23 protein-coding genes are annotated in these 26,421 nt (G+C 68.8%); 10 read left to right on the forward strand and 13 right to left on the reverse strand.

Annotated elements, in window-relative coordinates; translation table 11 throughout:
- Positions 1-67: 67 nt before the first annotated feature.
- The 3 genes from E3T61_RS15400 to E3T61_RS15410 all read left to right on the forward strand — a co-directional run bounded on the left by E3T61_RS15400 (position 68) and on the right by E3T61_RS15410 (position 3,150).
- Entirely contained in the window at positions 68-1,798 is a 1,731-nt protein-coding gene (locus tag E3T61_RS15400) for a putative bifunctional diguanylate cyclase/phosphodiesterase (protein WP_134641696.1), read from the forward strand.
- A 135-nt stretch (positions 1,799-1,933) separates the two neighbouring features.
- Complete coding sequence (locus E3T61_RS15405; protein WP_134641697.1) at positions 1,934-2,356, forward strand: VOC family protein; 423 nt, start codon at positions 1,934-1,936, stop codon at positions 2,354-2,356.
- A 308-nt stretch (positions 2,357-2,664) separates the two neighbouring features.
- On the forward strand, positions 2,665-3,150 hold the full coding sequence (locus tag E3T61_RS15410) for a hypothetical protein (RefSeq protein WP_206751530.1): 486 nt from the start codon (positions 2,665-2,667) through the stop codon (positions 3,148-3,150).
- Between the two features lie 2 nt (positions 3,151-3,152).
- Here the strand turns inward: E3T61_RS15410 and E3T61_RS15415 are convergent, their stop codons facing one another.
- Together E3T61_RS15415 and E3T61_RS15420 are read right to left on the reverse strand one after the other, a co-directional pair.
- Positions 3,153-5,669, reverse strand: coding sequence for an FAD-dependent oxidoreductase (locus E3T61_RS15415; RefSeq protein WP_134641699.1), 2,517 nt, complete (start codon positions 5,667-5,669; stop codon positions 3,153-3,155).
- Between the two features lie 238 nt (positions 5,670-5,907).
- A complete protein-coding gene (locus tag E3T61_RS15420; RefSeq protein ID WP_134641700.1) occupies positions 5,908-7,533 on the reverse strand; it encodes an HNH endonuclease signature motif containing protein in 1,626 nt (541 codons plus the stop codon).
- 147 nt (positions 7,534-7,680) lie between these two features.
- On the opposite strand from E3T61_RS15420, the gene ligD reads away from it, so the two are divergent.
- On the forward strand, positions 7,681-8,703 hold the full coding sequence (gene ligD / locus E3T61_RS15425) for a non-homologous end-joining DNA ligase (RefSeq protein ID WP_134641701.1): 1,023 nt from the start codon (positions 7,681-7,683) through the stop codon (positions 8,701-8,703).
- A gap of 72 nt (positions 8,704-8,775) precedes the next feature.
- Positions 8,776-9,750: a CPBP family intramembrane glutamic endopeptidase gene (locus E3T61_RS15430; protein ID WP_134641702.1), complete on the forward strand. Its 975-nt coding sequence runs from the start codon at positions 8,776-8,778 to the stop codon at positions 9,748-9,750.
- A gap of 15 nt (positions 9,751-9,765) precedes the next feature.
- Here E3T61_RS15430 and E3T61_RS15435 read toward each other — a convergent pair whose 3' ends face one another.
- Both E3T61_RS15435 and E3T61_RS15440 read right to left on the reverse strand, forming a co-directional pair.
- Positions 9,766-10,296 (reverse strand): dihydrofolate reductase, encoded by a 531-nt coding sequence (locus E3T61_RS15435; protein WP_241992605.1) that lies wholly within the window; start codon positions 10,294-10,296, stop codon positions 9,766-9,768.
- Positions 10,286-11,110, reverse strand: coding sequence for a thymidylate synthase (locus E3T61_RS15440; RefSeq protein ID WP_134641703.1), 825 nt, complete (start codon positions 11,108-11,110; stop codon positions 10,286-10,288). Before E3T61_RS15440 ends, E3T61_RS15435 begins: the two co-directional genes overlap by 11 nt.
- Before the next feature lie 88 nt (positions 11,111-11,198).
- On the opposite strand from E3T61_RS15440, the gene E3T61_RS15445 reads away from it, so the two are divergent.
- The gene (locus tag E3T61_RS15445; RefSeq protein WP_134641704.1) at positions 11,199-11,933 is read left to right on the forward strand and encodes a glutamine amidotransferase; all 735 of its coding nucleotides are present in this window, start codon (positions 11,199-11,201) and stop codon (positions 11,931-11,933) included.
- A 5-nt stretch (positions 11,934-11,938) separates the two neighbouring features.
- Here the strand turns inward: E3T61_RS15445 and E3T61_RS15450 are convergent, their stop codons facing one another.
- The 3 genes from E3T61_RS15450 to E3T61_RS15460 all read right to left on the reverse strand — a co-directional run bounded on the left by E3T61_RS15450 (position 11,939) and on the right by E3T61_RS15460 (position 15,543).
- Entirely contained in the window at positions 11,939-13,345 is a 1,407-nt protein-coding gene (locus tag E3T61_RS15450; RefSeq protein WP_166793263.1) for a CotH kinase family protein, read from the reverse strand.
- Positions 13,346-13,525: 180 nt separating this feature from the next.
- Positions 13,526-14,203: a LuxR C-terminal-related transcriptional regulator gene (locus E3T61_RS15455; RefSeq protein WP_134641706.1), complete on the reverse strand. Its 678-nt coding sequence runs from the start codon at positions 14,201-14,203 to the stop codon at positions 13,526-13,528.
- Positions 14,200-15,543 carry an ATP-binding protein gene (locus E3T61_RS15460; protein WP_241992606.1) on the reverse strand — a complete coding sequence of 448 codons (1,344 nt, stop codon included), beginning with the start codon at positions 15,541-15,543 and terminating at the stop codon, positions 14,200-14,202. The genes E3T61_RS15455 and E3T61_RS15460 overlap by 4 nt, the downstream gene beginning before the upstream one ends.
- A gap of 113 nt (positions 15,544-15,656) precedes the next feature.
- On the opposite strand from E3T61_RS15460, the gene E3T61_RS15465 reads away from it, so the two are divergent.
- A complete protein-coding gene (locus E3T61_RS15465) occupies positions 15,657-17,243 on the forward strand; it encodes a PspC domain-containing protein (protein WP_166793264.1) in 1,587 nt (528 codons plus the stop codon).
- 45 nt (positions 17,244-17,288) lie between these two features.
- On the opposite strand, the gene E3T61_RS22700 is transcribed toward E3T61_RS15465, so the two are convergent.
- From E3T61_RS22700 to E3T61_RS15480, 3 genes are all read right to left on the reverse strand, one after another.
- A complete protein-coding gene (locus E3T61_RS22700) occupies positions 17,289-17,612 on the reverse strand; it encodes a pentapeptide repeat-containing protein (RefSeq protein WP_420898490.1) in 324 nt (107 codons plus the stop codon).
- An 86-nt stretch (positions 17,613-17,698) separates the two neighbouring features.
- Positions 17,699-18,520 (reverse strand): alpha/beta fold hydrolase, encoded by an 822-nt coding sequence (locus E3T61_RS15475; protein ID WP_134641709.1) that lies wholly within the window; start codon positions 18,518-18,520, stop codon positions 17,699-17,701.
- A 155-nt stretch (positions 18,521-18,675) separates the two neighbouring features.
- Positions 18,676-19,089 (reverse strand): ASCH domain-containing protein, encoded by a 414-nt coding sequence (locus tag E3T61_RS15480; protein WP_166793265.1) that lies wholly within the window; start codon positions 19,087-19,089, stop codon positions 18,676-18,678.
- 108 nt (positions 19,090-19,197) lie between these two features.
- On the opposite strand from E3T61_RS15480, the gene E3T61_RS15485 reads away from it, so the two are divergent.
- Positions 19,198-20,214, forward strand: a complete 1,017-nt coding sequence (locus E3T61_RS15485) for a Gfo/Idh/MocA family protein (RefSeq protein ID WP_134641711.1) — start codon at positions 19,198-19,200, stop codon at positions 20,212-20,214.
- 123 nt (positions 20,215-20,337) lie between these two features.
- Positions 20,338-20,553 (forward strand): PLDc N-terminal domain-containing protein, encoded by a 216-nt coding sequence (locus tag E3T61_RS15490; RefSeq protein WP_130177927.1) that lies wholly within the window; start codon positions 20,338-20,340, stop codon positions 20,551-20,553.
- 18 nt (positions 20,554-20,571) lie between these two features.
- Here E3T61_RS15490 and E3T61_RS15495 read toward each other — a convergent pair whose 3' ends face one another.
- Positions 20,572-21,843, reverse strand: a complete 1,272-nt coding sequence (locus tag E3T61_RS15495; RefSeq protein ID WP_134641712.1) for an acyl-CoA dehydrogenase family protein — start codon at positions 21,841-21,843, stop codon at positions 20,572-20,574.
- 189 nt (positions 21,844-22,032) lie between these two features.
- Positions 22,033-23,079 (reverse strand): ATP-dependent DNA ligase, encoded by a 1,047-nt coding sequence (locus tag E3T61_RS15500; protein WP_134641713.1) that lies wholly within the window; start codon positions 23,077-23,079, stop codon positions 22,033-22,035.
- Between the two features lie 110 nt (positions 23,080-23,189).
- On the opposite strand from E3T61_RS15500, the gene E3T61_RS15505 reads away from it, so the two are divergent.
- On the forward strand, positions 23,190-24,899 hold the full coding sequence (locus tag E3T61_RS15505; RefSeq protein WP_134641714.1) for an AMP-binding protein: 1,710 nt from the start codon (positions 23,190-23,192) through the stop codon (positions 24,897-24,899).
- Between the two features lie 18 nt (positions 24,900-24,917).
- Here E3T61_RS15505 and E3T61_RS15510 read toward each other — a convergent pair whose 3' ends face one another.
- Positions 24,918-26,399, reverse strand: a complete 1,482-nt coding sequence (locus E3T61_RS15510) for a maltokinase N-terminal cap-like domain-containing protein (protein ID WP_134641715.1) — start codon at positions 26,397-26,399, stop codon at positions 24,918-24,920.
- Positions 26,400-26,421: the final 22 nt, after the last annotated feature.

Consider the following 26,421-nt stretch of genomic DNA (forward strand, 5'->3'; position numbering starts at 1 on the left):
CCTTAACGCGAGGCAAACAGCGGCGAGCGGGTTTGGTGACGCCCGCGGGCTCCGGTAGTCATCTTGTATGAGCAAAGTAACGCAGACGGTGAACCGGGAACTGGGGGTTGACCGGCCCGTCAGCCTCGGCGAACTGGCCTCGCCCGCCCGTCTGATACCGGCCGACACCCCGCTGGCCGACATCGATCGCACCTTCCGGGCCGAGCGTGCGCTGCGGTCGCTGGTCGTGCACGACGGCAACCGCTACACGCTCCTGACCCGTGAGCACGTGGAATACACGCTCACCGGGCGACTCGGTTACGGGCGGGGACTGCACGTGCGCTCGACGGCCGCGCAGATGGTGTCGGGGAGTTCATTCTCGCTGCCGGGACACCTGGAGCTCGGCCACGCCGCCCAGCGCATCCTCACTCTGCCGGAGGAGTCGCGCTACCGTGATGTGCTCGTGCTCACCGATTCGGGACCGGGTGTTGTCTCGGTTTCTCAGCTGTTCGAGCGGCTCTCCGCCGACTTCCGGTACGCAGCCCTGCACGATTCCCTGACCGGCCTCGCCAACCGGCGGCAGCTCGAAGAACGGGGGTCGACATTCAGCGCCGCCGACCTGGCCGGAGTGGCCGTGCTGTTCATCGACCTGGATGGGTTCAAGGCCGTGAACGACACCTTCGGCCACCGTGCCGGGGATGAGGTGCTGGTCGGTTTCGCCGACCGGTTGCGGGGCCTGATGCGTCCCACGGATATTCTGGCCCGGCTCGGCGGCGACGAATTCGCGGCGTTGCTGGTGAATGTGACCGAGGCGCAGGCGCTCGACGTCGCCAACCGGGTGGTGCTCCACGCCGCCGCTCCGTTCGCGAGCGATGGCCATCTGCTGCACCTGTCCGCGTCGGTGGGTGTCTCGATGGCCGTTGATGTGGTTGACGAGCTGGAGCTGAGCCAACTCGACGCGCTGCTCAGGCACGCCGACGGTGCGATGATCAAGGCCAAGAAGGCCGGCAAGCGCCAGGTGGCCAGGCTTGACGGGAAGGGCGCGGCGCCGATCACCCGCAACGCGCTGATCCGGCGCCGGCTGACTGCGGCGTTTGAATCCGAGACCTTCGCGCTGAACTACCAACCCCAGCTGGACCTGGTCACGGGGGAGTGCACCGCAGTCGAGGCGCTGCTGCGCTGGCACGACAAAGTGCTGGGCGAAGTGTCACCGGCGGAGTTCATTCCGATCTTCGAGCTGTCCGGCGACATCCACCGAATCGGTGAGTGGGTGATTGACCAGGCCTGTGCGCAGGCGCGCCGCTGGCTGGATGCCGGTGAGCCACGCAGCATCGCGATCAATGTGTCGCCGCTTCAGCTCGCCGCTCGTACCGTGGTTCCCCAGGTTCTCGCCGCGCTCACCGCCCATCGGGTGCCCGCCGGGCTGCTGCAAGTGGAGATCACCGAGGGATCCGAGATCACCGACCTGCCGCGGGCGATCGGGCAGCTGCAGGCGTTGCGGGACGCGGGCCTGAGCATCGCCCTCGACGACTACGGCACCGGGTACTCATCCCTGGCCATGCTGCGCGACCTCCCGCTGACCACGGTGAAGATCGACAAGACCTTCATCGACACGATCGAGGACTCACCCCAGGATGCGCTCCTGGTCGGCGGAGTCATTGACACGGCCCACGCCTTGGGTCTGAGAGTGACCGCGGAAGGGGTGGAACGGGCCGGCCAGTTGCATCTGCTGCGGGCGATGGGCTGCGACACCGCGCAGGGCTACCTGATCTCGCGACCTGTGCCTGCGCATCTGCTGCCGACGGGGCAGCGGTGCTGAAATTAGGCGTATACCTCGCGCATCCGCGCCGACCGGTCGATAATCGGCAGGGTAGGCAGCAGACAGCACTTTTCAGACAGCACCTTCATGAACCGACGGCACGGGCAGTGAGCCCGGGCAGCAAGGAGAGCGAGCATGAGCACGAAGCTGAACCCCTATCTCAGTTTTCGCGACAACGCCAAGGAGGCGATGGAGTTCTACCACTCGATCTTCGGCGGCGAATTGACGCGCAGCACGTTCGCGGAGTTTCAGGCCAGCGAGGACCCGAGCGAGCAGGACAAGACCATGCACGCGGCGCTCACCACCCCGGCCGGCCTGTCACTCATGGCGGCGGACACCCCCAATGCCATGGAGTACAAGCCCGGCAACAACTTCTCAGTTTCACTCAGCGGTGACAGTGACGACGCCGCCGAAATGCGCGGCTACTGGGACAAGCTCGTCGACGGCGGATCGGTGACGATGCCGCTGGAGGTCGCGCCGTGGGGTGACAGTTTCGGCATGTGCGTCGATAAGTTCGGAGTGGCCTGGATGGTCAATATCGCGGGGGCGCCGCAGTAGGTCCTGGCCCGCCGCAGCGGTGCTCCTCCCCGAACTGGGGTGGTCGGCCCTGGTCATTGGAGGGTGGACCTCACTAGCGTCAGAATATGAGTACATCTCGGGGGAGATCCATAGTTCGTGCCTGTAGCTTCGTGCTGGTCGGGGCCCTCGCGGGGGCGCTGGCTGGTTGCGCCGGTGAGGGATCGGCGGGCACCACAGCGTCGCCGACAGCGGCCGGTCCGTCCTCAACCGCTGCGCCGTCGGAGACTCCGACCGTCGCCCCTGTTGTCGCCGTCACCGGACTCGTTCTGACGCCTGAGGCTGTGCAATTGACCTCGAGCGACGAGAGCGTGGTGTCCTTCACCTACTACGACCCGATTGAGGGCGTCGTCGGCGCCCTGACCGCAGCGTTTCGCACCGACCCCGTAGTGAGCCGAGAGACGCCCACAATCGAGCCCGGCCCGCAGACTGTATATGACTGGCCGGGGCTGCGCATCGTCGACGAGGACTGGCCCGCCCTGGCGCCGCTGGACTCGAACTTCTATGTCGTTGTCGAGGAGCCGGAACTGAACGGTGTGACCCTGGCGACGGTAGAGGACATCACGATCGGCGACCCGGCGCTCCCTCTTGCCGAGCAGAATCCCAATAGCGGCACTGATGCGGACGGATTCAATGTCCTCATCGGGCAGATCGATGTCCCCAGAAGCGATGCGAACCCGCGGGACGGTTCGTCTATCTCAGTGTCGGTGTGGACCGACAATCCTGACCGCACGATCACCAGCATCACGGCACCGTGGGAGGACTACGGCGTCTGACCTCAGATGAACAGCGTCGTGGTCGACTCGGCGGCCTCACCGAGGAAGGTTGCCACGCCGCCGAGCTCGACGCCGGGCATCAGGTCTGTTTCGGCGATACCCAGCAGGTCCATCGTCATTGTGCAGGCGATCAGGCGTGCCCCGCCGGCCTGAGCGGATGCGATCAACTCGGGCAGTGGCGCTACCTTGTTGTCTCTCATGACCTTCTTGATCATGGCGGCACCGGCACCGAGCATGTTCATCTGGGAGAGCGGGAGGCTGCCGGCGCCCGAGGGCATCATCGTGGCGAACATCTTGTCCATCAGCTTGCGTTCCCGTTTGGGGGCGTCGGCGCGGCGCAGCGAATTCAGCCCCCAGAAGGTGAAGAACATCGACACCTCCTCGCCCATGGCCAGGGCGCCGTTGGCGATGATGAAGGCTGCGAGCACCTTGTCGAGGTCGCCGGAGAACACCACGAAGGAGGTCTTGCCCGGTCCGGCCGGTGCGGCGTTCGCGCCTGAGGCGGCCGGGGCGACGGCGCCGCCCTTGCGCATCGTGGCCACATAGCCGGGGCCCTCCGGCTCGATGGCCACCAGCTGGTGGCCGTTACGCCTCGCCCAGGCGGGGGCGTCGCTTGCGAAGCCGGGGTCGGACACGTGAACGACCACCTCGTCGCCGGGGGTGAGAGCCTTCATCCTCTCGGAGAGTTTCATGATCGGGCCCGGGCAGGCCAGGCCGGAGCAGTCCAGATCGACCCGCACGCCTGAGCCCTGGGCCAGAGCGGTGCTCGCGACGGCGGCGGCCCGGAACGGAGCCGCCTCGGCGTATGCGGTCATCGGCTGCGGCGGTTCGTCGCTCTCCGGCGCCACCTCATGCCAGGAACGGAAGGTGTCCGAGCCGCCCGACAGGGTGGCGACATCCGTGAACCCACGCTGCACGAGCGCGCGATGGGCGAGATAGCTGCGGAAACCGACCGCGCAGTAGAGCCGCAACGGCACGGTGTGGTCCCAGCCAGCGGTCGCCTCGCGGATGCTGCCCAGCGGCACGTTCTCGGCACCCGGGAGGTGCCAGATCGAGAATTCCTCCGGAGTGCGCACGTCGATCAGGCGCGCACCGGCGGTGGCGTCCGGGTAGTCCTGGGCGTACCAGAGGGTGAGGTCGCCACGCAGTACGTTGCTCGCCACGAAGCCGGCCATGATCACCGGGTCTTTGGCCGAGCCGAACGGTGGGGCGTAGGCGAGTTCGAGCTCCTCGAGGTCGTAGACGCTCTGGCCGGCGCGGAGTGCGGTGGCGAGCACGTCGAGGCGTTTGTCCACGCCGTCGAAGCCGGCGGCCTGGGCGCCGAGGATTCGCCCGGTGTCGGGGGAGAAGAGCACCTTGAGCTGCATCATCGCGGTGCCGGGGTAGTAGCCTGCGTGCCCGGACGGGTGCACGTGCACGGCGCGGTACGGCAGGTTCGCGGCCAGGAGCTGGCGTTCGGTGGCACCGGTGCCGCCGGCCACCATGTCGAAAACCTTGACGATCGAGGTGCCCTGGGTGGAACGGTACTCGGTGGTGCGGCCGCAGATGTTCTCGGCGGCCACCCGGGCCTGCCGGTTGGCGGGGCCGGCCAGGGGAGCGAGCCACTGGCCGGGCAGCACGGTGTGCGGGGTCTCGACGGAGTCGCCGGCAGCCCAGATGTGCGGGTCGGAGGTGCGCATGTGGGTGTCGACGGTGATGCCGCCGCGGGCACCGATGTCGAGTCCTGCGGCCACCGCGAGGGCGGTGTTGGGCCGCACGCCGGCGGAGAGGATGACCAGGTCGGCGGGCAGCACCGTGGAGTCGGTCAACTCCACGTTGAGTCCGCCGTCGGGCCGGACTGTGAACGCAGCGGCGGCCGTGGACAGGTGCAGGCTGATACCGCGGCTGCGGAGGTGGTGTTCGACGGGAACCGACAGCTCGTGGTCAAGCGGCGGCAGGATCTGGTCGCTCATCTCGACGACGTCAACGATGGCACCGCGGTGCTTGAGGTTCTCGGCCATTTCCAGGCCGATGTAGCCGGCCCCGATGACCACGGTGCGCACCGGGCCGCGGTCTCCCGCGGAGGCATGGGCGAGCGCGGCATCCAGTTGCCCCTTGATGGCATCCATGTCGCCGATGCGGCGGAGCACCTGCACGCCGGGCAGGTCGATGCCGGGCAGCGGCGGGCGGAGGGCCTCGGCGCCCGGGCACAGGGCGAGAGCGTCATAGCTTTCGGTGTACTCACGGTTGGTGTCGACCTCGCGCACCGTGATGGTCTGCGCGGCGCGGTCGATGGCCGTCACCTCGTGACCGATGCGCACGTCGATGTCGAGGGATTCGCGCAGGCTCTCAGGAGTCTGCAGCAGCAGGCGGCTTCGATCCGCGATCACCTCACCCACGTGGTAGGGCAATCCGCAGTTGGCGAAGGACACGTGGTGGCCGCGTTCGAGAACGATGATGTCCGCGAACTCGTCCAGTCGACGGGCTCGGGCGGCGACGGACGCGCCGGCAGCGACTCCTCCAACGACGACGATTTTCATGGGATGCCTTCCGTTGGCCTGGACGGTCTCACGGCCAGCCGGGCAGATACCCCGGCGGGTATATGTCGGGGCTGTTTTGACAGTACACCCCGGCCCCTCCGGTGACTCGGGACTTTAGGCCTGCCGGATGACCGTTCGATGAGGGCGGCCTGCGGGTGGCCGTGCCGAAAGCCATCGCCGCGATTGTGTGCCTGTCAGCTCACCTCATCTCTCCCGACGACCGCATCCCCGAACGTCACTAGAACGGCGGGTTCTCGGGGACCGGTGGTGTGGGTGTCCGGGTTGGCCGGTGCCGGGGAGGCATCAGGTGGCTCTCCTCCGCGGGTCGCTTCCTGTTTTTGGGCCCCGCCACGGGTGGGAGCGGTCGGGGTGGTCCCATCATCGGGTTGGCTGGGTCGGTGCGGTAGCTGCGTTTGCCCGGTGAGGTCCAGAGCAGGATTCCGCCTGGTTCCTGGGTGACTCGCCAGTGGGAGAGGTGTTTGAGTCGGTGGTGGGGTTCGCAGAGGTGGGCGAGGTTGTCGCAGTCGGTCTTGCCGCCGCCGGCCCAGGGGTCGGTGTGGTCGACGTCGGACTTCACCGCGGGCCGGGAGCAGCCGGGGAAGCGGCAGGTTTCGTCGCGTACCCGCAGCCACTTTTTCATGGCTTTGGTGTTCTTGTGCTGGGTTTTGCCCAGCGAGAGCACGACCCCGGTTTCGGGGTGGGTGAGTAGCCGGGTGAAGCTGGGGGCGTGTCCGGCGATCTGCCGGGCGATCTCGGGGGAGATCGGCCCGTAGCCTTCGAGGGTGGCGGGTTCCTCGTCCAGGCCGAGCAGGGTGAGCACGGGCACGGTGATCATTACCTTGCCGCGGATCCCGGCGCCCATTCCGTCTGGGGTGATGCCGTCCAGCAGCAGGGCACGGGTGATGTCGGCGCGGAGCTGGTCCAGGGTGCGTTTCTTCTCCTCCGCATCCACATTCACCTCCGCATCCAGGTCCATAGGGGCGGGGTCGCCGGCTTTCTTCAGGTTCCCCGCCATGGAGTTGATCCGGTCGTAGGCGGCTTTGGTGTCGTGGGCGGTGCCGTACCAGTGCAACCAGCCCATCCCGTCCGGGGCGGCCTCCCAGCGGCTGTGGCGTTCGGCGAGGGCGTTAGTGGTGCGGGTCACGATCGACTCCGGGTGCAGCCTCTCCCGGAGTCGGCGGGCCCGGTCTTTGAACCGGCTGACCGGCAGTCGTTTCGCATCCGGCAGCACCTTGTCTTCGAAGGCCTCGTGGTCTTCGGCGGGCAGGGTGCGCATCTGGTCGATGAGCACGGTGGCGTGCCGGTAGCTGATCTCACCACTGGAGAGCGCCTCAAACGTCGCGGGGGCCGACAGCAGCCAGAGGGACTGCTCCATCAGGTGTTCCACGGTGCGTTCGTGCATCCGCAGCAGGCACGCGGTTTCGCTCACGATGGTGCGCCGGGCCACCTCCCGGTCCTCCCACCGGCCATAGAAGGCTGCGCGGGCCTGGTCCTCGGTCAGGGTGGCCGCGTTCAGGTCGGCCAGCCGGATGCTCTCCGGGTTGCCGTGCAGCCGGGAAGACACTTGCGGGTCCTCGCTCCAGCACTGCAGCTCCACAAGGAACTCCGCCTGCCGGGCCTGCGCGTGGGCGATGGCCCGGGCCTCGGCCGCGATCAGTTCGGTGCGGCGGGCCAGCTCCGTGCAGACCAACTCGTCCAAGGTCGGATTGGGAACGTATGGCTCGGCCGGTTCGGCCGCGGTGGACTCCGCCGACCCAGCGTGCACCGGCTCGACAGGAGCGGGGGTGTTGCCAGGTGGAGCGGACTCCGGAGAGTAATGGTCATCATCCGGAGCGGGCGGTGTTGCCTGGTCGGGGTTACTCATAATGAGATCGTCTCACCTACCACCGACACTGCCGCCGCCCGCGGGCGCACCCCACCCGACGCATCCGCGAACCGTGAGAAAAGCACCAAAAATCGCGAAAATAAGGTGCTTAAGTCACAGTTCGCGGAAGGGGATTAGGTTGGGGAGATGGCGAGCGAATCGACGGAGTTGACCGTACCCGGGCCCCACGGCGACCGGGTCATGCGCATCTCGAGCCCGAGCCGCGTGCTCTGGCCGGAGCTGGGCATCACCAAGCTCGACCTGGCCGAGTATCTCGTGGCCGTCGGGGAGCCTTTCGTCGCGGCGAACGGTGACCGCCCGGTATCCCTGCAACGGTTTCCGGGCGGCATCGACGGTGAACAGTTTTTCTCGAAGAACCCGCCCAAGGGCGCCCCGGAGTTCATGCGGGCGGTGCCGGTGGTCTACCCGAGCGGGCGCACGCATCCGCAGCTCGTGATCGACGAACCGGCAGGCGCGGTCTGGGCGGCGCAGATGAACACCGTGGTGTTTCACCCCTGGCCGTCCCGGGCGGAGAACACCGACAATCCCGACCAGCTGCGCATCGACCTCGACCCGCAGCCGGGCACCGACTTCGACGACGCGATCCCGGTGGCCATCGAACTGCGCACGGTGCTCGCCGAGGCGGGCCTCACCGCGTTCGTCAAGACCTCCGGCAACCGCGGCTTGCACGTCTTCGCCCCCATCGAGCCGACCCGCGAGTTCCAGGTGGTGCGGCACGCGGTGATCGCGGCCGCCCGTGAGGTCGAACGGCGGATGCCGAAAGCGGTCACCACGAACTGGTGGAAGGAGGAGCGCGGAGAGCGCATCTTCGTGGACTTCAACCAGGCGAACCGGGACCGCACCATGGCCGGCGCCTACAGTCCACGAGCGCTGGCGCATGCCCCGGTGTCGTGTCCGATCGGCTGGGACGAACTCGAGGAATCAGACCCCACGACGTTCACCATCCTGACCGTGCCCGAGCGGCTGGCCACGACCGGCGATCCGTGGGCCGCCATGAGCGCCGAGCCGGGCCGTATCGACACGCTGCTCGACTGGTGGGAGCGCGATCTGGCCGCCGGCCTGGGCGAGCTGCCGTTCCCGCCCGACTATCCCAAGATGCCCGGCGAGCCGCCCCGGGTGCAGCCGAGCCGCGCCCGCCACGACCCGTAACGGCATCCGCGGGCCCAGCACTCCGCCTTGTGGGGGATGACCGGCGGGACAGGGGTCGTTAGCGTGGGAGGCATGAGCGCATCGATCCACAGCGACCCAGTCTCCGCACCCGAGACGGACACACTCGTGCCGAACCGGGTGCCCTGGACGGCCGTGACGATCTTCATCGTGATGGCCTGCGGCCTCGCCTGGCTCGTGGCCCTGCCGCTGTGGTTGGACGGCAGCGGACTCGCCAACCCGATCGCCGGCCTGCTGCTGCCGGTGATCATGTTCACACCCGGCATCGCCGCCCTGTTCGTGGTGTTCATGGTGCAGCGCCCCAAGCCCCGCCCGGTCGCCGCGTACCTGGGGCTGTGGCCGCTCCGCCCCGTGGGACGCACCATCTGGATGAGCGTGTTCGGCATCTTCGGCAGCGCCCTGTTGGTCATCCTCGGCGTCTTCCTGGCCGGGGCGCTCGGTCTGGTACAGCTCGACCTGGTGAACTTCTCCGGCTTCGCGCAGGTGCTGCAGGCGGCCAGCCCCGTCGAATCGCCCGTTCCGGTGGGGCTGATCGTGCTGCTCCAGCTGCTGATGATCCCCGTCGCGGCGATCTTCAACGGCCTCTTCGCCCTCGGTGAAGAGCTCGGCTGGCGCGGCTGGCTGCTGCCGAGCCTGCGCCCGCTCGGCACCTGGCCGGCCCTGCTCATCTCCGGCGCGGTCTGGGGCTTCTGGCATAGCCCGTTGATCCTGCTCGGCTACAACTTCGGGCAGCCCAACCTGCTCGGCGTCGGCCTCATGATCGGCGGCTGCATGCTCTACGGGGTGCTACTGGGCTGGCTGCGCCTGCGCACCGGATCGGTCTGGCCGGCGGTCTTCGCGCACGGGGCGTTCAACGCGGCCGCCGGGTTCCTGCTGCTGGTCGTCGCCGCCAACACCTCCGCCGACCCCGTGGCCACCGGCCCGCTCGGCTGGGTCACCTGGATCGTGATGGCCCTGGTGATCGTGGTCCTGGTGCTGACCGGGCAGTTCCGCACGCAGCCGGCCCTGCAGCGCCGGGCGCTCCGGTAGGGCGGATGCTTGTCTTCAGGCCGTGACGCGCTCGTAGCTCACGAAGCGGTAGCGCAGCCCGGTGCGGGAGGTGAGCCACTCGGTGACGGCGGTCTGGGCGAATGCCGCACCGGGGATGGGGGCGACGGTATCGCCGCCAGCGTCGAGGTCGACCTCGGTCACCTCGAGGTGGTCGGCCAGGTCCATCGCCTGGCGGTAGATCTCGCCACCGCCAATGACCCACACGGCGGCGGGAGCCGCGGCGGCCAGCGCGTCGGTCAGGGAGTGCACGGCAGTGGCCCCATCGGCCGCCCAGTCCGGCTGCCGGGTGATGACGATATTGTGCCGGCCGGCCAGGGGACGGAACCGCTCCGGAAGTGAGTCCCAGGTGCGGCGGCCCATGATGACGGCGCCGTCCAGGGTCAGTTCCTTGAAGTGTGCGAGGTCTTCCGGGAGCCGCCACGGGATGGTGCCGGCGTCGCCGATGACCCCGTTCGTCGCTTGAGCCCAGATCAGGCCGATCGGCGCGGCGGGCGCATCCGCTGACGGCCGCGCCTCAGACGGCAACTGGAGCCTTGATCGCGGGGTGGTGTACGTAGTCGACGACCTCGAGGTCCTCGAACGTGTAGTCGAAGATGCTGTCGCGCTGGGTGGTGATCTTCAGCTGCGGCGCCGGGAACGGGGTGCGGCTGAGCTGTTCGGTGACCTGCTCGAGGTGGTTGGAGTAGATGTGGCAGTCGCCGCCGGTCCAGATGAAGTCGCCCACCTCGAGGCCGGTCTGGGCCGCGACGAGGTGGGTGAGCAGCGCGTAGCTGGCGATGTTGAACGGCACACCGAGGAACAGGTCGGCGCTGCGCTGGTAGAGCTGGCAGGACAGCTTGCCGTCGGCCACGTAGAACTGGAAGAGGGCGTGGCAGGGAGCGAGCGCCATCTCGGGGATGTCGGCCACGTTCCAGGCCGACACGATGATGCGGCGGGAGTCCGGGTTGGTCTTGAGGGTCTCGATGACCTGGGCGATCTGGTCGATGTGGCCGCCGTCCGGGGTGGGCCAGGAGCGCCATTGCACGCCGTAGACCGGGCCGAGCTCGCCCTGTTCGTCGGCCCACTCGTTCCAGATGCGCACGCCGTGCTCCTGGAGCCAGCCCACGTTGCTCTCGCCGCGCAGGAACCAGAGCAGCTCATAGGCCAGCGACGGAAAGTGCACCCGCTTGGTGGTGATCAGCGGGAAACCCTCGCTGAGATCGAAGCGCAGCTGGGCGCCGAACACGCTGAGCGTGCCGGTGCCGGTGCGGTCGGCCTTGGTGGCCCCGGTTTCCAGAACCAGGCGAAGCAGGTCTTCGTAGGGCGTGGCAATGGAGCTGGGCTCGGCTGCAGTGTTCATCGAATCAAATCTACAGCGTGCGCGGCCGCTGCCAGAAGGCAACCGTCACATCCGATGCCGAGGCCGCCATCCTCGATAACATGGGGCGGTGAAGCCCTTTCTGCTGCTGGCGACCCGTTCCGAGGATGAAGCCGCCGACGACGAGTACGCGGGGTTCCTGGCGGCCGGCGGGCTGCTCCCCGAACAGCTGCACCGGGTGCGCCTCGAGGCCGCGCCGATGCCGCCGATCGCCCTGGCCGACTACTCGGGTGTGATCGTGGGCGGCAGTCCGTTCAACGCGAGCGACCCCGACGAGACCAAGTCGGCGGTGCAGCAGCGCGTCGAGCGCGAACTCGCCGGCCTCCTCGAGGAGGTTCTCACGCAGGACTTCCCGTTCCTCGGCGCCTGTTACGGCATCGGCCTGCTCACCAGCTACCTCGACGGCGTGGTGGACGACACCTGGTCGGAGGTGGCCGGTCCCATCGTGGTGAGCCTCACCCCCGACGGCGCCGCCGACCAACTGTTCGGCCGGGTCACGGCCACCTTCGAGGCCTTCGTGGGGCACAAGGAGGCTTGCACGGTGCTGCCGACCGGCGCCGTGCTGCTGGCGACCGGGGAGGCCTGCCCGGTTCAGGCGTTCCGGATCGGCCGGAACGTCTACGCCACCCAGTTCCACCCCGAGCTCACCCAGGCCGGCATCCTCACCCGGCTGCGGGTGTACCACGACAACGGATACTTCGCACCGGATGCCTACGACGAGGTGATCGCCGCCATCGACGCCTCGATGGTGACCGAGCCGGCCACCATCATGAAGGCGTTCGTAGAGCGGTTCGGCACTGCCTGATACCGTCAGTCCTCGGCGGTGAAATACTCGGCGATGGCGGCGGCTTCGCTCTGCAGCGTCTCGGCCGAGACCAGGTCACTCGCCTGCTCCTCCAGCAGAGCGCTCCAGCGGTCGAGTACGGCCTGGGCGTCACCACTGTCGTAGAGGTCGGCTGTGAGCGTGGCCGTCTCGGCGTCGACGAGGGCCGAGAAGTCGCTGTTTGCGAGGAATCGGGTCGCCAGGATATTGCCGCCGCCCGGTGCGCCGGCCATGTCTGCGCCCGGGCCGCCCGCCGCCCAGTCGGGCACGGTGCCGTCGGGAGCGAAACCCTCGGGCATTCCCTCGGGCATGCCCTCGGGCATGTCTTCTGGGGCGCCCTCCGGCGGGGTGCCCGTGCCGCCGCCCGGGCCGCCCGCGCCGGCCATGGTGCCGAACGAGAGGTTGGCGTCCCAGGCCACCACGGTCATCAGGCTCGTCGTACTGTCGTAGCGCAGGTAGGAGTTGTTGCCAGGACCGTCGATGTCGTCGATATTGGCGGTCAGGTCCTGCATCGCGAGGTAGCCGGCGAAGGCATCGACGTCGAGGTAGTCGCCCAGCTCGGCGGCGAAGGTGGCGTCATCGGAGTTGTTGATGAAGTCGAGGAACGAGGTCAACGGGGCGAGGTCATCCTCACCGGTCTTCTGGTCGAAGACGTCGGTGTACTCCGCCGGGTCCTCGTCCCGGTAGCTGTAGTCGCCACCGGCGTCGGCCTTGTAGGTGATGCCGTCGGCGCCGAACGTGTCGAAGTTCCAGAGGTCATCGTCGATGCTCTCCATCACCAGGCGCAGGGCCTCGTCGCCTCCGTTCACGCTCAGCCGCACCGCCGATGATTTCTCGGTGACGAGCCCGCTGAGGCCGATGAGTTCGAGGGCAACGGCCTCGTTGAGCGAGGACTCCGTGGTGTTGCCGCGCACAACGAATTCGGAGCGGTCCTGGTACGACTGGTCGTCGACGTACTTGTCGAGATGGATCAGCCAGGGCAATGTCTCTGGATCGTCGGCGTTCGCGGAGCCGTCGCTCGCGTCGGCGGGGGCGTCAACGTCGGGGTCAGCGCTGGGCTCCGTGCTCGGGTCGGTTTTCGGCTCCGTGTCGTCGCCGATTCCCATCAGGCTCGAGTTGCCCTTGAGCCGCAGACCCACCTGCTCGAAGACCGTGCCGTCGATGGTCACGGTGGCCGAGATCCAGCTCTTGTCACCTGTCTCGGTGTAGTCATCGAGCATGGCTTGATAGTCCGTCTCGTCGTAGTCGATCGAGATGGAGTGCACGAGGCTCGTGTCGTAGAAGTCCGCGCCGACCAGCACCGCGGCCTGCTCCTCCGTGAGGGAGGACGAGGTGTCGGCCGCGGTCGAGTCGCAGGCGGCGAGACCGCCCAGCGCGAGGGCCCCGATCAGCACGGCGGCAACCGGTTTGGCGGCCGCTCGGGCGCCGCGGGACGCACGAGGAGAACGGCCAGGCCGGCTCCGGGGATGAGGCTGACGCATGGGTGCCTTCCGGTAGGGAGTTCCCACTCCAGCAGGCCGATCTATGCGTGGACTATCAGGCGCTCAAGCATCCGCCATGCGTAGCCGCAGGTCTCAGAGCAGTTTGCGCGCGGTGGCCCAGGCGGTCAGCTCGTGCCGGCTGGACAGCTGCAGTTTGCGAAGCACCGCCGACACGTGGGTCTCCACGGTCTTGGGGGAGATGAAGAGCGCGGTCGCCACCTCCTTGTAGGCGTAGCCGCGGGCGATCAGCCGCATCACCTCCTGCTCCCTGGCCGACAGCCTGTCGAGTTCGTCGGTGGTCGCCGCGATCTCGCCGGCGACAGCGCCGAAGGCATCGAGCACGAAGCCGGCCAGCCGAGGCGAGAAAACGGCGTCCCCGCCCGCCACACGGCGGGCGGCGTCGGAGACCTCTGCGCCCGATGCGCTCTTGGTGATGTAGCCACGGGCACCGGCACGGATGACGGTGACCACGTCGTCCGCCGCATCCGACACGCTCAGGGCCAGGAACAGGGTCGACGGGGCCAGCGGCGCGGCGGCGTGGATCACTTCGGCGCCGCCACCCCCGGTGCCGCCGGGCAGGTGCACGTCCAGCAGCACCACCCGCGGCTGGGTGGCGACGACCACCGTGATCGCCTCGTCGACGGTCGCGGCCTCGCCGAGCACGTGCAGCGCGGGGTCGAGCTCGGAGCGCAACCCGGACCTGAAGATCGAATGGTCGTCGACGATCACGACGGTGAGGTCGCAGGGCGTGGCGGAGGTCGGGTCGGTCATGGGGTGTCTTCCTGGGTGTCGAGGGGGAGGGAGAGCCGGATCTCGGTGCCGGTGCCACCCGGGCCGGGGCGCACGGAGGCTGTACCGCCGGCCCGTTGCATGCGCGCCAGGATCGACTCCCGCACGCCCATCCGGTCGGCCGGGATGTCCCCGATGGAAAAGCCCGGTCCGCGGTCGGTGACGCTGACCTCGATGGCCCTCGGTGACGACTCCACGTAGACGGAGACGCTGCCCCCTGCGTGCCTGGCGGCGTTGAGGATGGCTTCCCGTGCGGCCGCGAGCAGGGCGTCCGGCACCTCGCGGTCGACGGAGCCGACCGCGACGACATCCACGTGAACCGCAAAATCACGCTCGACGGTGGTCGCAATGCCGCGGAGCTCGGCGGCCAGGTCGACGGGACCGTTCGTGGCGCCGGTGAACAGCCAGTCCCGCAAGTCCCGTTCCTGGGCGCGGGCGAGCCTGGCGGCCTCCGAGTGCGGGCCGGCCTTCTGCTGGATGAGTGCGAGCGTTTGCAGCACCGAATCGTGCAGGTGTGCCGCCATCTCGGCCCGGCCGGCCTCCCGCTCCCTGGCCGCCCGTTCGTCGGAGAGATCGCGAGTGAGTCGCACCGCCCACGGGGCGACGACCACGGCCACGCCGACGAGCACCGACAGTGCCGCCACGACAACGGTCCAGACGTTGGGGTTCTCACTGGTGACGAAGAACAGCAGGATGCCCAGAGCCACCAGCACCAGCGCCCCGAGAGCCCGCACGAGCATGCCAGAGCTGCGGGGACCGGCGCCGCTGCGCAGCTCGGCGAACTGGCGCCAGGCCAGCCCGGTGCCCGCCAGCGCCACGATCGCGGGGATGATGGCGTCCAGAGGCAAGTCGGCGCCGAGGCGGTCGGCGATCAGCGCTCCGGCCGTGCCGACCAGCGCGAGCCCCAGGAGGATCTCCGTGACCGGCGCGCGACGGGGCTCCCCGGCGGGGGCATCCGCCGCTGCCGCGATCCCCGCTCCCGGGCCGGCCCCTGCGCCGGCGGGCAGGTCGCCCGGCACCGTCCGCGGGTCGGATGGGGCCGGGCCGGAGCCGGTGAGGGCGGCCTTGGGCAGCCGGTCCCCGCGCAGGTCGCTGACGGCAGCGCCATCCGCCGCTTCGTCGGGTGTCGTGGCCCAGAGCCAGCCGTAGAGCAGCACGCCCGCCCCACCGCAGAGAGCCAGCACGAACGTGACGGTGCGCACGAAGGTGACCGGCAGGCCGGAGTGCCGGGCGAACCCGGCGCACACGCCCGCCACGATGCGCAGGCGCGGCCGCACAAGGTGCCCGGTGAAACGGGGATCGGTGGGACGCAGGAGGGTCACAGCACCATCCAAGCACCCATGACCGTGCAGGTCGCACCCCGAATCGCAACGTCAGGGTGCAATCAGGGTCTTCCCCCATGGCCGGGTGCCAGGCGCGGCAGCAAGATGGAGTCATGACCGAGACACCGTCCTCCAACCCGCCGACTACACCGTACGGCGCCCCCCACACCACCGGGCAGCCCAAGGCCCCCGGCGGGGCCGCGTTCTTCGACTGGGTGCGCGGCCTCGGCTTCGTGCGCGGTCAGGATCGTTGGCTGGCCGGCGTGTGCGGAGCGATCGCGGCACGCACCGGACTGGACCCGCTGATCGTGCGCGGTATCGCCGTCGTGATCGCCATCCTCGGCGGGCCGATCTTCTTCCTGTACGCGGTGGGCTGGGCGTTGATGCCCGACGAGTCCGGCCGCAGCCTGGTGGAGAAGGCCGCCCGGCAGATCTTCGAACCGGCCATGATCGTCGTCGGTGCGCTGCTGTTCTTCACGTTCGTCCCGTGGATGCAGGGCATCTGGTGGCAGGGACCGCCCGAGGTCTGGGGAATGCCCGGCTGGCTGGAGGTGCTGTTGCGCACCAGCTGGGCCATCGGACTGACGGCGGGCATCATCGTGCTGGTGATCTACATCGCCAAGCGAGTGCCGTCACCGCGGAACCAGGCGTCCGGCTACCCCGCCGGGCCTGCGGCCGGGGGGTACCAGCAGGGCGCGGCTCCTCAGCCCGGTCAGTCCGGCACCACCGCTCAGTCGAACGCCGCGTCACAGCCGACAACAGCGTCCCAGCCGGCCGGCCCAGCCGAGCCCGCAGCGACCGAGTCGGTAGCGACCGAGTCCGCACCGACCTCCCGGCCGGCCCCGACCGCAACCTTCGTGCCGCCGGTCCCGCCCGTTCCGGAGCCGCCGGCCTCCACCGGCGCCTCCCTCTGGGACGACCTGACGGGTAAGCCTTACGGCTCTGCGCCCTACGGCTCTGCGCCCTACGGTTCTGCTCCGACCGGCCCCGCCGCTCCCACTCCCGCCGCCTTCGACCCGGGTCGCTACCGGGCCTTGCGCCGCCGCAAGCAGTTGGGTGCAGGGTTCGTCGCGGTCGTGGCCGGACTCGCCCTCAGCGTCGGCGCCGTCGCGGCATCCTTCGTGGCCGACGGAGCCTGGTCCACCAGCACCTTCCTCGTCGGGGCATCCGCCGCGCTCGCCGTGATCGCGGTGGGCATCGTGGTGGCCGGTGTGCGCGGCAAGGAGGGCGGCTGGCTGAACTTCTTCAGCATCGTCCTGGCCGTCTCGATGGCCTGGAGCGCCTTCATTCCCGCGGGAACCGACGTGGTCACCTTCGGCGATCCCACCTGGCGGTACAACGCGACCAGCGTCAGCAGTTCAAGCACCGACAGCCCGACCGGCTTCCTGATGATCGCCGGCGCACCCGTCATCGACCTCACGGATGTCGACAACGCGCCGTCCAGCGCCGACCACAGCGTCGACGTCTGGATCGCGTTCGGCGACGTGGAGCTGGAGCTGCCCGACAACCGCACCGTGGCCGTGGAGACCAGCATCCTCGCCGGCGGGGTCGACTACACCGGCCAGGAAGACCTTGATCGGGGCGGGGTGTTGTTCCACGACTCCCGCGTCGTGGCCGACGGCCCAGGCACCGGCGTGACGACAGTCAGGGTCTGGACGCTGTTCGGCCAGGTCACCATCAACGAACCGGCACTGCGGTAGCCGACGGCTATCTGACAACGCGCTAGGAGAACACATCATGACTGATCAGAACAGCCCAGCAACCGGCCCCGACAACGAACCGACGGTGCCACTCGCCAACAACCCGCTGAATACGACCCCGCTGAATACGACCCCGCTGAATACGACCCCATTGAACTCGACCCCACTGAACTCGACCCCACTGAACACGACCCCGCTCGAGTCGACCCCGCCGGCAGCAGCAGACCCGCTGCCCCGACGCCGGCCGCTCTTCGCGACGATCTTCTGGGGTGCCCTGATGCTCGCCCTCGCGGCCTTCATGGCGGCCCGCGAACTGGTCCCGGGGGGATTCGACCTGGTCACTTGGCTGCTCACGGCGATCGTGGGCATCGGGCTCCTGCTCGTCGTCGCCGGGATCGCCGCCGCCTCCCGTCGCGCCGGATGAGCCGAACCGAGCCGCACCGGGCCGCTTCGGGTTATTCGGCGATGAACGCCAGGATGTCGGCGTCCAGGGCAGCCTGGTAGTCGCCGTAGATACCGTGCGGGGCCCCCGGGTAGACCTTGAGGGTGCCGTGCCTCACGAGTTCGGCCGACTTCAGCGCGGCATCGGCGATCGGCACGATCTGGTCGTCGTCACCGTGGGCGATCATGATCGGCACGTCGAGGGCCTTGAGGTCCTCGGTGAAATCGGTCTCCGAGAACGCCTTCACACAGTCGTACGCGGCGGCCAGGTTCACCAGCATGCCCTGCCGCCAGAAGTCGTCCTTGGCGCCCTGCGACACCGCGGAGCCCTCGCGGTTCGCCCCGAAGAAGGCTTCGGTCAGGTCCTTCCAGAACTGCGAACGGTCCCTGAGCACCCCGGCGCGGATGCCGTCGAACGCCTCGATCGGAGTGCCCTCCGGGTTGCTCTCGGTCTTCAGCATCAGCGGCGGAACGGCTCCGGCGGTGATGACCTTCGCGACCCGGCCGGCACCGTGCTGGGCGGCGTACCGCACCACCTCGCCACCGCCGGTGGAGTGCCCGACCACGACGAGGTCGTGCAGGTCGAGGGCCTCGACCAGCTCGGCCAGGTCCTGGGCGTAGGTGTCCATGTCGTTGCCGGTGTAGGTCTTCGACGACCGGCCGTGCCCGCGGCGGTCGTGGGCGATGGCGCGGTAGCCGGCATCCGCCAGCAGTTTGAGCTCCACCTGCCAGGCGTCGGAGGACAGCGGCCAGCCGTGGCTGAACAGCACGGGCTTACCGGTGCCCTGCTCGGTGTAGTAGATCTCGGTTCCGTCGGTCGTTTCGATGTACGGCATAGGTGGCGTATCCGTTTCTCGTCAGGGAGCCGGATCCGGATTCGGCCGGCGCTTGCGATGATGCCTCAGGTCCACGCCGAGTTCCAGCCCGGCGCCGAAGGTTTCTACTGAAACTCGTCTGCCGTTCACCCTGCCGTCACCGCGCCCCGGAGTGCCTAGACGACGCGGAAGACCTTGCTGATCACGGGTTCGGCATCCGTCAGCTGCCAGTCGGGCTGGCCGAGGTGCACACGGATGGCGGGAACCAGCGTTTGCCAGTAGTCGCGGTGTACGGTGCGCCAGTGCTCGAGAGTGGGAGATTCGTGACGGGCCAGTTCGAGGGTGACCTCTGGCACCGTGGTCTCGACAACCTCGAGGATCTCGATCACGGCGACCCGGGTGTTGCCGGAGTCGACGAGGGCGTAGAGCGTGCCCACCGTGGGCAGCGCCTCGCCGGTCATCTCGTAGGCCACGCGCAGGTTGGACGATCCGGTCTTCGCCCCCGACATGATCAGGGCCACCATCAGCTCGCGGAACTCGCTCGGTTCGCCGAATACAAGCGGGGGCAGGGTGGTGATGTCGACGATCATGGTGGCTTTCTTACGCGGGCGCCCGCGTCTGCGCGCGCGAGAGGGGAACACCAGCATAAGCGGACTGATACCGTCGATTGTTCAGCCGAAACGCCCGGGAGCTTCACCATGTCACAGCACGTAGATTCGCCACGGTCGATCGCCGTCATCGGAGCGGGCTTCCACGCCACCACCAACATCCTGCCCTCGTGTGTGCGCGCCGGTCTGGCCATCGACGCCATCGCCACCCGCGATGCGCGGCGTTCGGCGGATGCGCTACAGCGCTTCGGGTCCACCGGGCGGGCGTTCGGCAGCGCCGAGGCCCTGCTCGCGGAGGCCGGCGTTGCCTCTGTCGTCGTCGTCGCCCAGCCACGAGACCAGGCGGCCCTCGCCCTGCTGGCCATTCGCGCCGGCAAGAACGTCTTCGTCGACAAGCCCCTCGGCTGGACCGCCGACGAGGCCCGAAGGATCAGCGACGAAGCCGACGCGCGCGGCGTGACCCTGATGGTCGGTTTCATGAAGCGGTACGCGCCCGCCTACGAACAGCTGCAGGAACTGGTCGCCAACGGTGAGCTCGGCCGGCTGCGGTCCTTCCACCTGGCCTTCGGCTGCGACAGCACACCGTTCTGCGCCGATGCGGAGGAGTTCATCAAGCTCGCCGCCATCCACGTGATCGACCTGGTGCGCTGGCTCTTCGGCGAGGTCGTCGACGTCACCGTGGCCTCGAACGGCTCCGGCAATCACGTGGCCCTCGCCATCCTGCTCCGGTTCGAATCCGGCGTGGTCGGCACCCTCGACCTGTCCGGCTTGCCCGGCTACTCCAGCGAATCCGAGCACCTGCGGGTCTCCGGCGACGAGGGGTATGCGATCGTCGAGGACCTCGTGAGCCTCACCGTGCACCGCACGGCACCGGATGACCAACCGAGCTGGAAGCACCTGACGGAACGCACAACGGTGTTCACGCCCGCGGAGAGCGCGATGTCGGGCACCGACCGCGACCTGTACCTGCGCGGCTTCGTGGGCGAGATGGCCCACTTCGCCGACGCAGTCGAGACCGGCACCCCGCCGCGCAGCAGCGGCCGTGACAATGTGCTCACCATGGCGCTCTGCGACCGGATCGTGCAGAACCCGCACACCGGCGACTGAGGGCCGCGGCGTTCGGGCTCAGCTCAGCCTGACGCTCATCGCGCGAGCGCGGTGCCGGTGGCATGATGCGACTACCGCGCGCCGCCGATTCCGGTGCCTGCGCGACAACGATGGGAGAGAACCATGGCATCACGGAAGTGGAGCGAGATGAACGGCGGCCAGAAGTTCGGCGTGGTGGCCGGGGCCATCGTGCAGCTGGTGCTCGCGGGTCTCGCCTGGAGCGACCTGGCGCACCGGCCGGCGAAGAAGGTCAACGGGCCCAAGGGGGTCTGGGCGGCCGTGATCGCGATCAACTACGCCGGCCCCATCGCCTACTTCCTCGCCGGCCGCAAAGACTAGCGCGCGCAGAGCAAGCGGTCAGGTGTACCAGCTGGGCTTGGGCACCTCGTTCAGCAGCACGTACTGGCCCACCTCGCGCTTCTTGTATGCGGCGGGGTCGTGCAGGCTGTGCGTGCGCAGGTTGCGCCAGAAGATGTCCAGGCCCACCGAGTTGGCGGATGCGCGGGCTCCGGTGAGCTCGTAGATCTTGCTCGTCGTCTCCAGGCCGTCCTCGATGGCCCTCAGCTTGGCGGCGGCGATGAGCACCGCGATCTCGCCCCGGCGCCGTTCGGTGAGTTCCTCCCGGGGCGCGTGCAGAACCAGGCTGATCTCGGCGCCGGCCCTGTCGGCGATGGCCTCGTCGGCCCAGAGCTTGGACTGCAGTTGCCCGTAGCCTTCGAGCAGGTACCACTCGTCGGTGGCGCGCTCCTTGTTGTCGCCGCCGTACGGCCAGGCCCGGGTTGACGTGCGGGTGTACGCCGAGGCCGTCTCGATGGCGCCCTGGGTGATGCCCAGGTAGAAGTTCGTGAAGACCAGTTGGATGGCCGGCACGTTGAGGGTGTTGTAGATCAGCGGCTGGAAGACCTTCTCCACGAACCCGGCTGCGGCGGCCCAGGGCACCCGCACATCGCGGATCTCGACGGAGCCGGACTCGGTGAGGCGCTGACCGAGGTTGTCCCAGTCGTCGCCGAACACGATGCCGGGCTGGTCGGTGGGCACGATGGCGAAGATGTGGGTGTCGGTGCCGTTCAGCACACCCTCGAGCACGGTGAGGTCGGCCACTTGGCCGCCGGTGGAGAACGACTTGCGGCCGCTGAAGACCAGCTCGTCGCCGTCCTCGGTCACGGTGAGGTCGGAGTCGCGCGGGTTCACCGCACCGCCGAAGAGGAAGTTGTTGGCGGTGTAGAGCTCCTCGACAGCGAGGATCTGCTCATCGGTGGCCACCAGACGGGCCGCCCAGGCCCACAGGTAGTGGTAGCCGAGCAGCTGCCCGATCGAACCGTCGCCGCGGGCGACGACGCGGATGACCTGGTACGCGGTCTCCCAGCTCTGCCCGCCGCCGCCGTGGGCGAGGGGGCCGAGCAGGGTGACCAGGCCGGCGGCCTTGAGCAGGCGTACCTCGGCCTGCGGAGCCAGGTTGGCCCTGTCCCGGTCGACGGCGTCCACGATGAGAATGTCGGACACCTCCCTGGCGCGCTCGAGCCAGCGTTCCGGCGTGGTGGGGGCGGGCGCATCCGCCCAACGATCATCGAACGCGCGGGTGTCTGGTGCGGCGGACGATACGGGGGTGTTGAGTGCTGTGTCGGTCATCGGAGGTCCTATCGTGGTCGGCAGCGGTCCTCGAGGCGGCGTTCAGGCACGGCAGAGCAGCGGCACAGGTGCTGCCGCTTCGGTCGTTCCAGCACGTTTGCTCGAGGTGATGCAACCCTAGGCACGCCGTGGGCGGCCCCGTGGAATACGACCCGAGGTTACGTCACACCCCGTCATCCTCCTGGTCGGTCAATCCAGAACGCCACCGAGGTCGTACGCTATCGGCCGCTCCAGCTGGTCGAAGGTGCACGATCGGGCGTCCCGGTCCGGGCGCCACCGCTCGAACTGCACAGTGTGCCGAAACCTCTCGCCCTCCATGTGGTCGTATCGCACCTCGAGCACCCGGGTGGGTCGCAACCGCACAAAAGAGGTGTCTTTGTTCGCCGAGAACCGGTTGCGCTCGGTCTGGCCGGTGACCACGGCGCCCTCATCGTCGTGCATCACCAACGGTTCCAGCTCGTCGATCAGCCGCAGCCGCCAGGCGTCGCTGAACGCGGATGCGCCGCCGACGCTCCGCAATTCGCCGGCGTCGTCGTACAGGCCGAGCAACAACGATCCCACCCCGGTGCCGCTCACGTGCGTGCGGTAGCCCAGCAGCACGACATCCGCCGACCTGTGGTGTTTCACCTTGAACATCGACCGTTTGCCCGGGGCGTACACGGCCGCCAGCGGTTTGGCGACGACGCCGTCCAGGCCGGCGCCCTCGAACTCGACCAGCCAGCGGCGGGCCACGGTGACGTCCCGGGTGGTGCGGGTGAGGTGGATGGGGTCACCGAGCGCGCCGACCAGGTCTTCGAGGGCCGCGCGGCGTTCGGCGAACGGGGTGTCGAGCAGGCTCCGGCCGCCGCGGGAGAGCAGGTCGAAGGCGACGAAGGTCGCCGGGGTCTCGTCGGCGAGCCGGCGCACCCGGGTGGCCGCCGGGTGGATCCGCTGTGACAGCATCTCCCAGGAGAGGTGTTCGGAGCCGGGGTCGCCCGTGCGCAGCACGATCTCGCCGTCGAGCACACACGGCTCCGGCAGCAGGTTTTCGAAGGCGAAGGTGAGCTCGGGAAAATACCTGGTGAGCATCTTGGAGCCGCGGCTGGCGATGGCACTGACCTGTCCGTCGAAGGAGACGATGCTGCGGAACCCGTCCCACTTGGGCTCGTAGCTGAGCCCCCCGGGCACGCTGTCTTGCTCCGGAACCGTGTCGACGGCCCTGGCGAGCATGGGGGAAACGGCTGCTGCGACTGCCATGCCCGCAGTCTGGCCCGCTTCACGCCCGTCGAACACCCTCGCTGCACATATTCCCAGCCGGTGACGTGTCCATGCCCCTGGAGGCATCCGGTGGTGAGGAAGATGGGAGCATGACTGAGCGCCCGAGCACGACCAACTTCCGCAGCGCCCGCGACCAGCTCCTCGAGCTGCGCAGCGACCACGCAGGTGCCTCCGCCGCCTTCGTCTGGCCGGACGTCGGCGACAGCTTCAACTGGGCGACGGACTGGTTCGACCAGATCGCCACCGGCAACGACAAGACCGCCCTGTGGATCGTCGAGGAAGACGGCCGAGAACTCAAGGTCAGCTTCGATGCGATGGTCACCCGCTCCGACCAGGTCGCCACGTGGCTGGTGCAGCAGGGCGTCGCCAAGGGCGACCACGTCATGCTCATGCTCGGCAACCAGGTGGAGCTCTGGGAGACCATGCTCGCCATCATGAAGGTGGGCGCGGTCATCCTGCCCACCTCCACGGTGCTCGGCACCCATGACCTGGCCGACCGGGTGCTGCGCGCCGGCGTACAGCACGTGATCGCCAACGCCGAAGACACCGGCAAGTTCGAGGGTGTGGACGGAGCCTTCACCCGCATCTGCGTCGGCCAGTCGACCGCGGGCTGGACCGGCTACGCCGAGTCCCACCAGGCCGGCACCGGCAAGGTAGTCGTCCCCGTGGCCTCCACGGACCCGTCGCTGATCTACTTCACCTCGGGCACCACGAGCAAGCCCAAAATGGTGGTGCACAGCAAGACCTCGTACCCGGTCGGGCACCTCACCACCATGTACTGGCTGGGCCTTCGCCCCGATGACGTGCACCTGGCGATCAGCTCACCCGGCTGGGGCAAGCACGCCTGGAGCTGCTTCTTCTCACCGTGGATCGCCGAAGCCACCGTGTTCATCTACAACTACTCGAAGTTCAACCCGGCGGCGCTGGCGCACCAGCTGCACCGCGCCGCCGTGAGCACCTTCTGCGCGCCGCCGACGGTGTGGCGGATGCTGATCCAGGCGGATGTCGGTGCCAAGCCGGAGAGCCTGCGCGAGATCCTCTCGGCCGGGGAGCCGCTGAACCCCGAGGTGATCAGAGCGATCCAGCGCGCCTGGGGCCTGACCATCCGGGATGGCTACGGTCAGACCGAGACCACCGCGATCGTGGGCAATGTGCCCGGTTCGACGTTGTTGGCAGGCTCCATGGGGCAGCCGCTACCCGGCGTGGCTGTGGTGCTCGTAGATCCGATCACCGGTGAGCTCACCGAGGAGGGCGAGATCTGCCTGGACCTTGGCACCCTCGCGGTGAACCTGATGTCCGGCTATCACGGCGATGCCCCGCGGAGCGCCGAGGCGCTCCGCGACGGCTACTTCCACACCGGCGACGTCGCCAACCGGGACCGGAACGGCTATCTCACCTTCATCGGCCGCACCGATGACATCTTCAAGTCCTCCGACTACAAGGTCTCGCCGTTCGAGGTGGAAAGTGTTCTGATCGAGCACCCCGCGGTGATGGAGGCCGCCGTCGTGCCCGCCCCCGATGCCACCCGGTTGAACATCGCCAAGGCCTATGTGGCCTTGGCCGCCGGTTGGGCACCGGACGCCGAGACGGCTCTGGCCGTGCTGCGGCACGCGCGGAACGGCCTGCCGCCGTACATGCGGGTGCGCCGGGTGGAGTTCTTCGAACTGCCCAAGACGAACTCGGGCAAGATCCGCCGGGTGGAGTTGCGGGCCCGGGAGAACGAGGCCGCGGCCGCCGATGTGCGCCTGGCGGACGAGTGGCGCGACGACCAGTTCCCGGAGCTGAAGAAGCGGTCGTAGCCTGCGCCTCGCCGGGTCTCAGCCTGCGGTGCTGCCGCGCGCGGCGTGGGCTTCCTCGGCCAGGCGCCGCACGGCGCGCAGCGGGATCGGCAGCCAGGACGGCCGGTTGCGGCTCTCGTAGATGCTCTCGTAGATGGCCTTGTCGAGTTCGAACGCGGCCAGGAGGGGCTCCTGGCCGGCCAGGGCGGAGCTTCCCGGACCGGTGCTGCCCTCCTGGTGGTAGCCCTGCAGGAACGCCGCACGGGCGGTCGTGGCCCAGTCGATCGCAGCGGGACCTGCCGCGGGGTCCCGCATGGCGATGGTCGCGCCCACGTAATCGAATGAGCGGAGCATGCCGGCCACATCGCGCAGCGGGATGTCCGGCAGCGAACGTTCGGCGAGCGGGCGCAGCGGCTCGCCCTCGAAATCGATCAGCACCCAGCCGCGACCGGGCACATCGAGCACCTGTCCGAGGTGGTAATCACCGTGGATGCGCTGCAAGTGCGGCCAGGAGGCCGCCTGGGCCCTGGCGAAGACCGCCTCGATCGCCGCACTGTGCGCGGCCAGCTCCGGTACCTCCCGCGCGGCCAGGCGGTACCGTTCCCGCATCGTCAGGCACAACTGGTCGATCACGTCGCCCGTGGAGGCCAGGGTGGGGAACACTCGGGCGAGATCCCGGTGCACGGCGGCGGTCGCGATGCCCAGGGCGTGCGCGGGCACACTGAAGTCGGTGCCGGTCGCGGCGGCGTCCAGGGCCACCCGCCAGGCGTCCTCGACCCCGGGCAGGAACTCCTGGACGAACACGAGGTGGCCGCTCTGGCGTGCGGGGGAGAGCGGGCTCGTCCACTCGCCGGACACCGCGCCGATCGGCTGGGGAACGAACCTGGATCCAGCGCCGGCCAGGGCCGACTGCACCGAGACATCCGGGTTCGAACCGGCGGCGACCACCCTGAACACCTTGACGATCACCGGGCGGCCGTGCCGGCCGGTCTCGTCGACGAGGTCGATGATGATCGAGGTGTTCGACTGTTCGCCACTCAGCACCCGGCTGGCAATGACTGTGAACCGGCTCAGGTCGACGGGCTCCTCGGCCGGCGCCTGGCCCACCCGCAGCAGCTCGCCGTGCGCCGCGACGCCGGCCGGGTCATCGGACGGCGTCGATGCGCCTGTGACGATGAACCCGTGCAACGCCGCGGCGTAGGCGGGATCGTGCGGGGCGTCGTAGAGGTAGCGGGGGAGTCCGTCGTGTCCGAGCGTCCGCTCGATGAGAGCCGACGAGTCCGGCAGCGGCTCGGTGCGCTCGGTCACGGGCAGCTGGTAGAGCGTGGAGAACCTGCTGGCCGTGTCGAGCACCAGATGGCAGGCGATGCGCACCCCCGACTCGCCCGTGGGCAGGGACCACTGGCCGATGCTCCGCAGAACCGGGCTGTGCGCCTTGCCGGCAAACCAGCGCTGGGCGCCGACCCAGCCGTCGACGGCCGGCGTGAGGTCGATGCCGGTGCCGGCGCTGGCGTGCTTCATGTGGTTCAGCGTAGCCGGACCC

Origin of the sequence: Cryobacterium lactosi, assembly GCF_004403945.1 — a bacterium.
Taxonomy (GTDB): domain Bacteria; phylum Actinomycetota; class Actinomycetes; order Actinomycetales; family Microbacteriaceae; genus Cryobacterium; species Cryobacterium lactosi.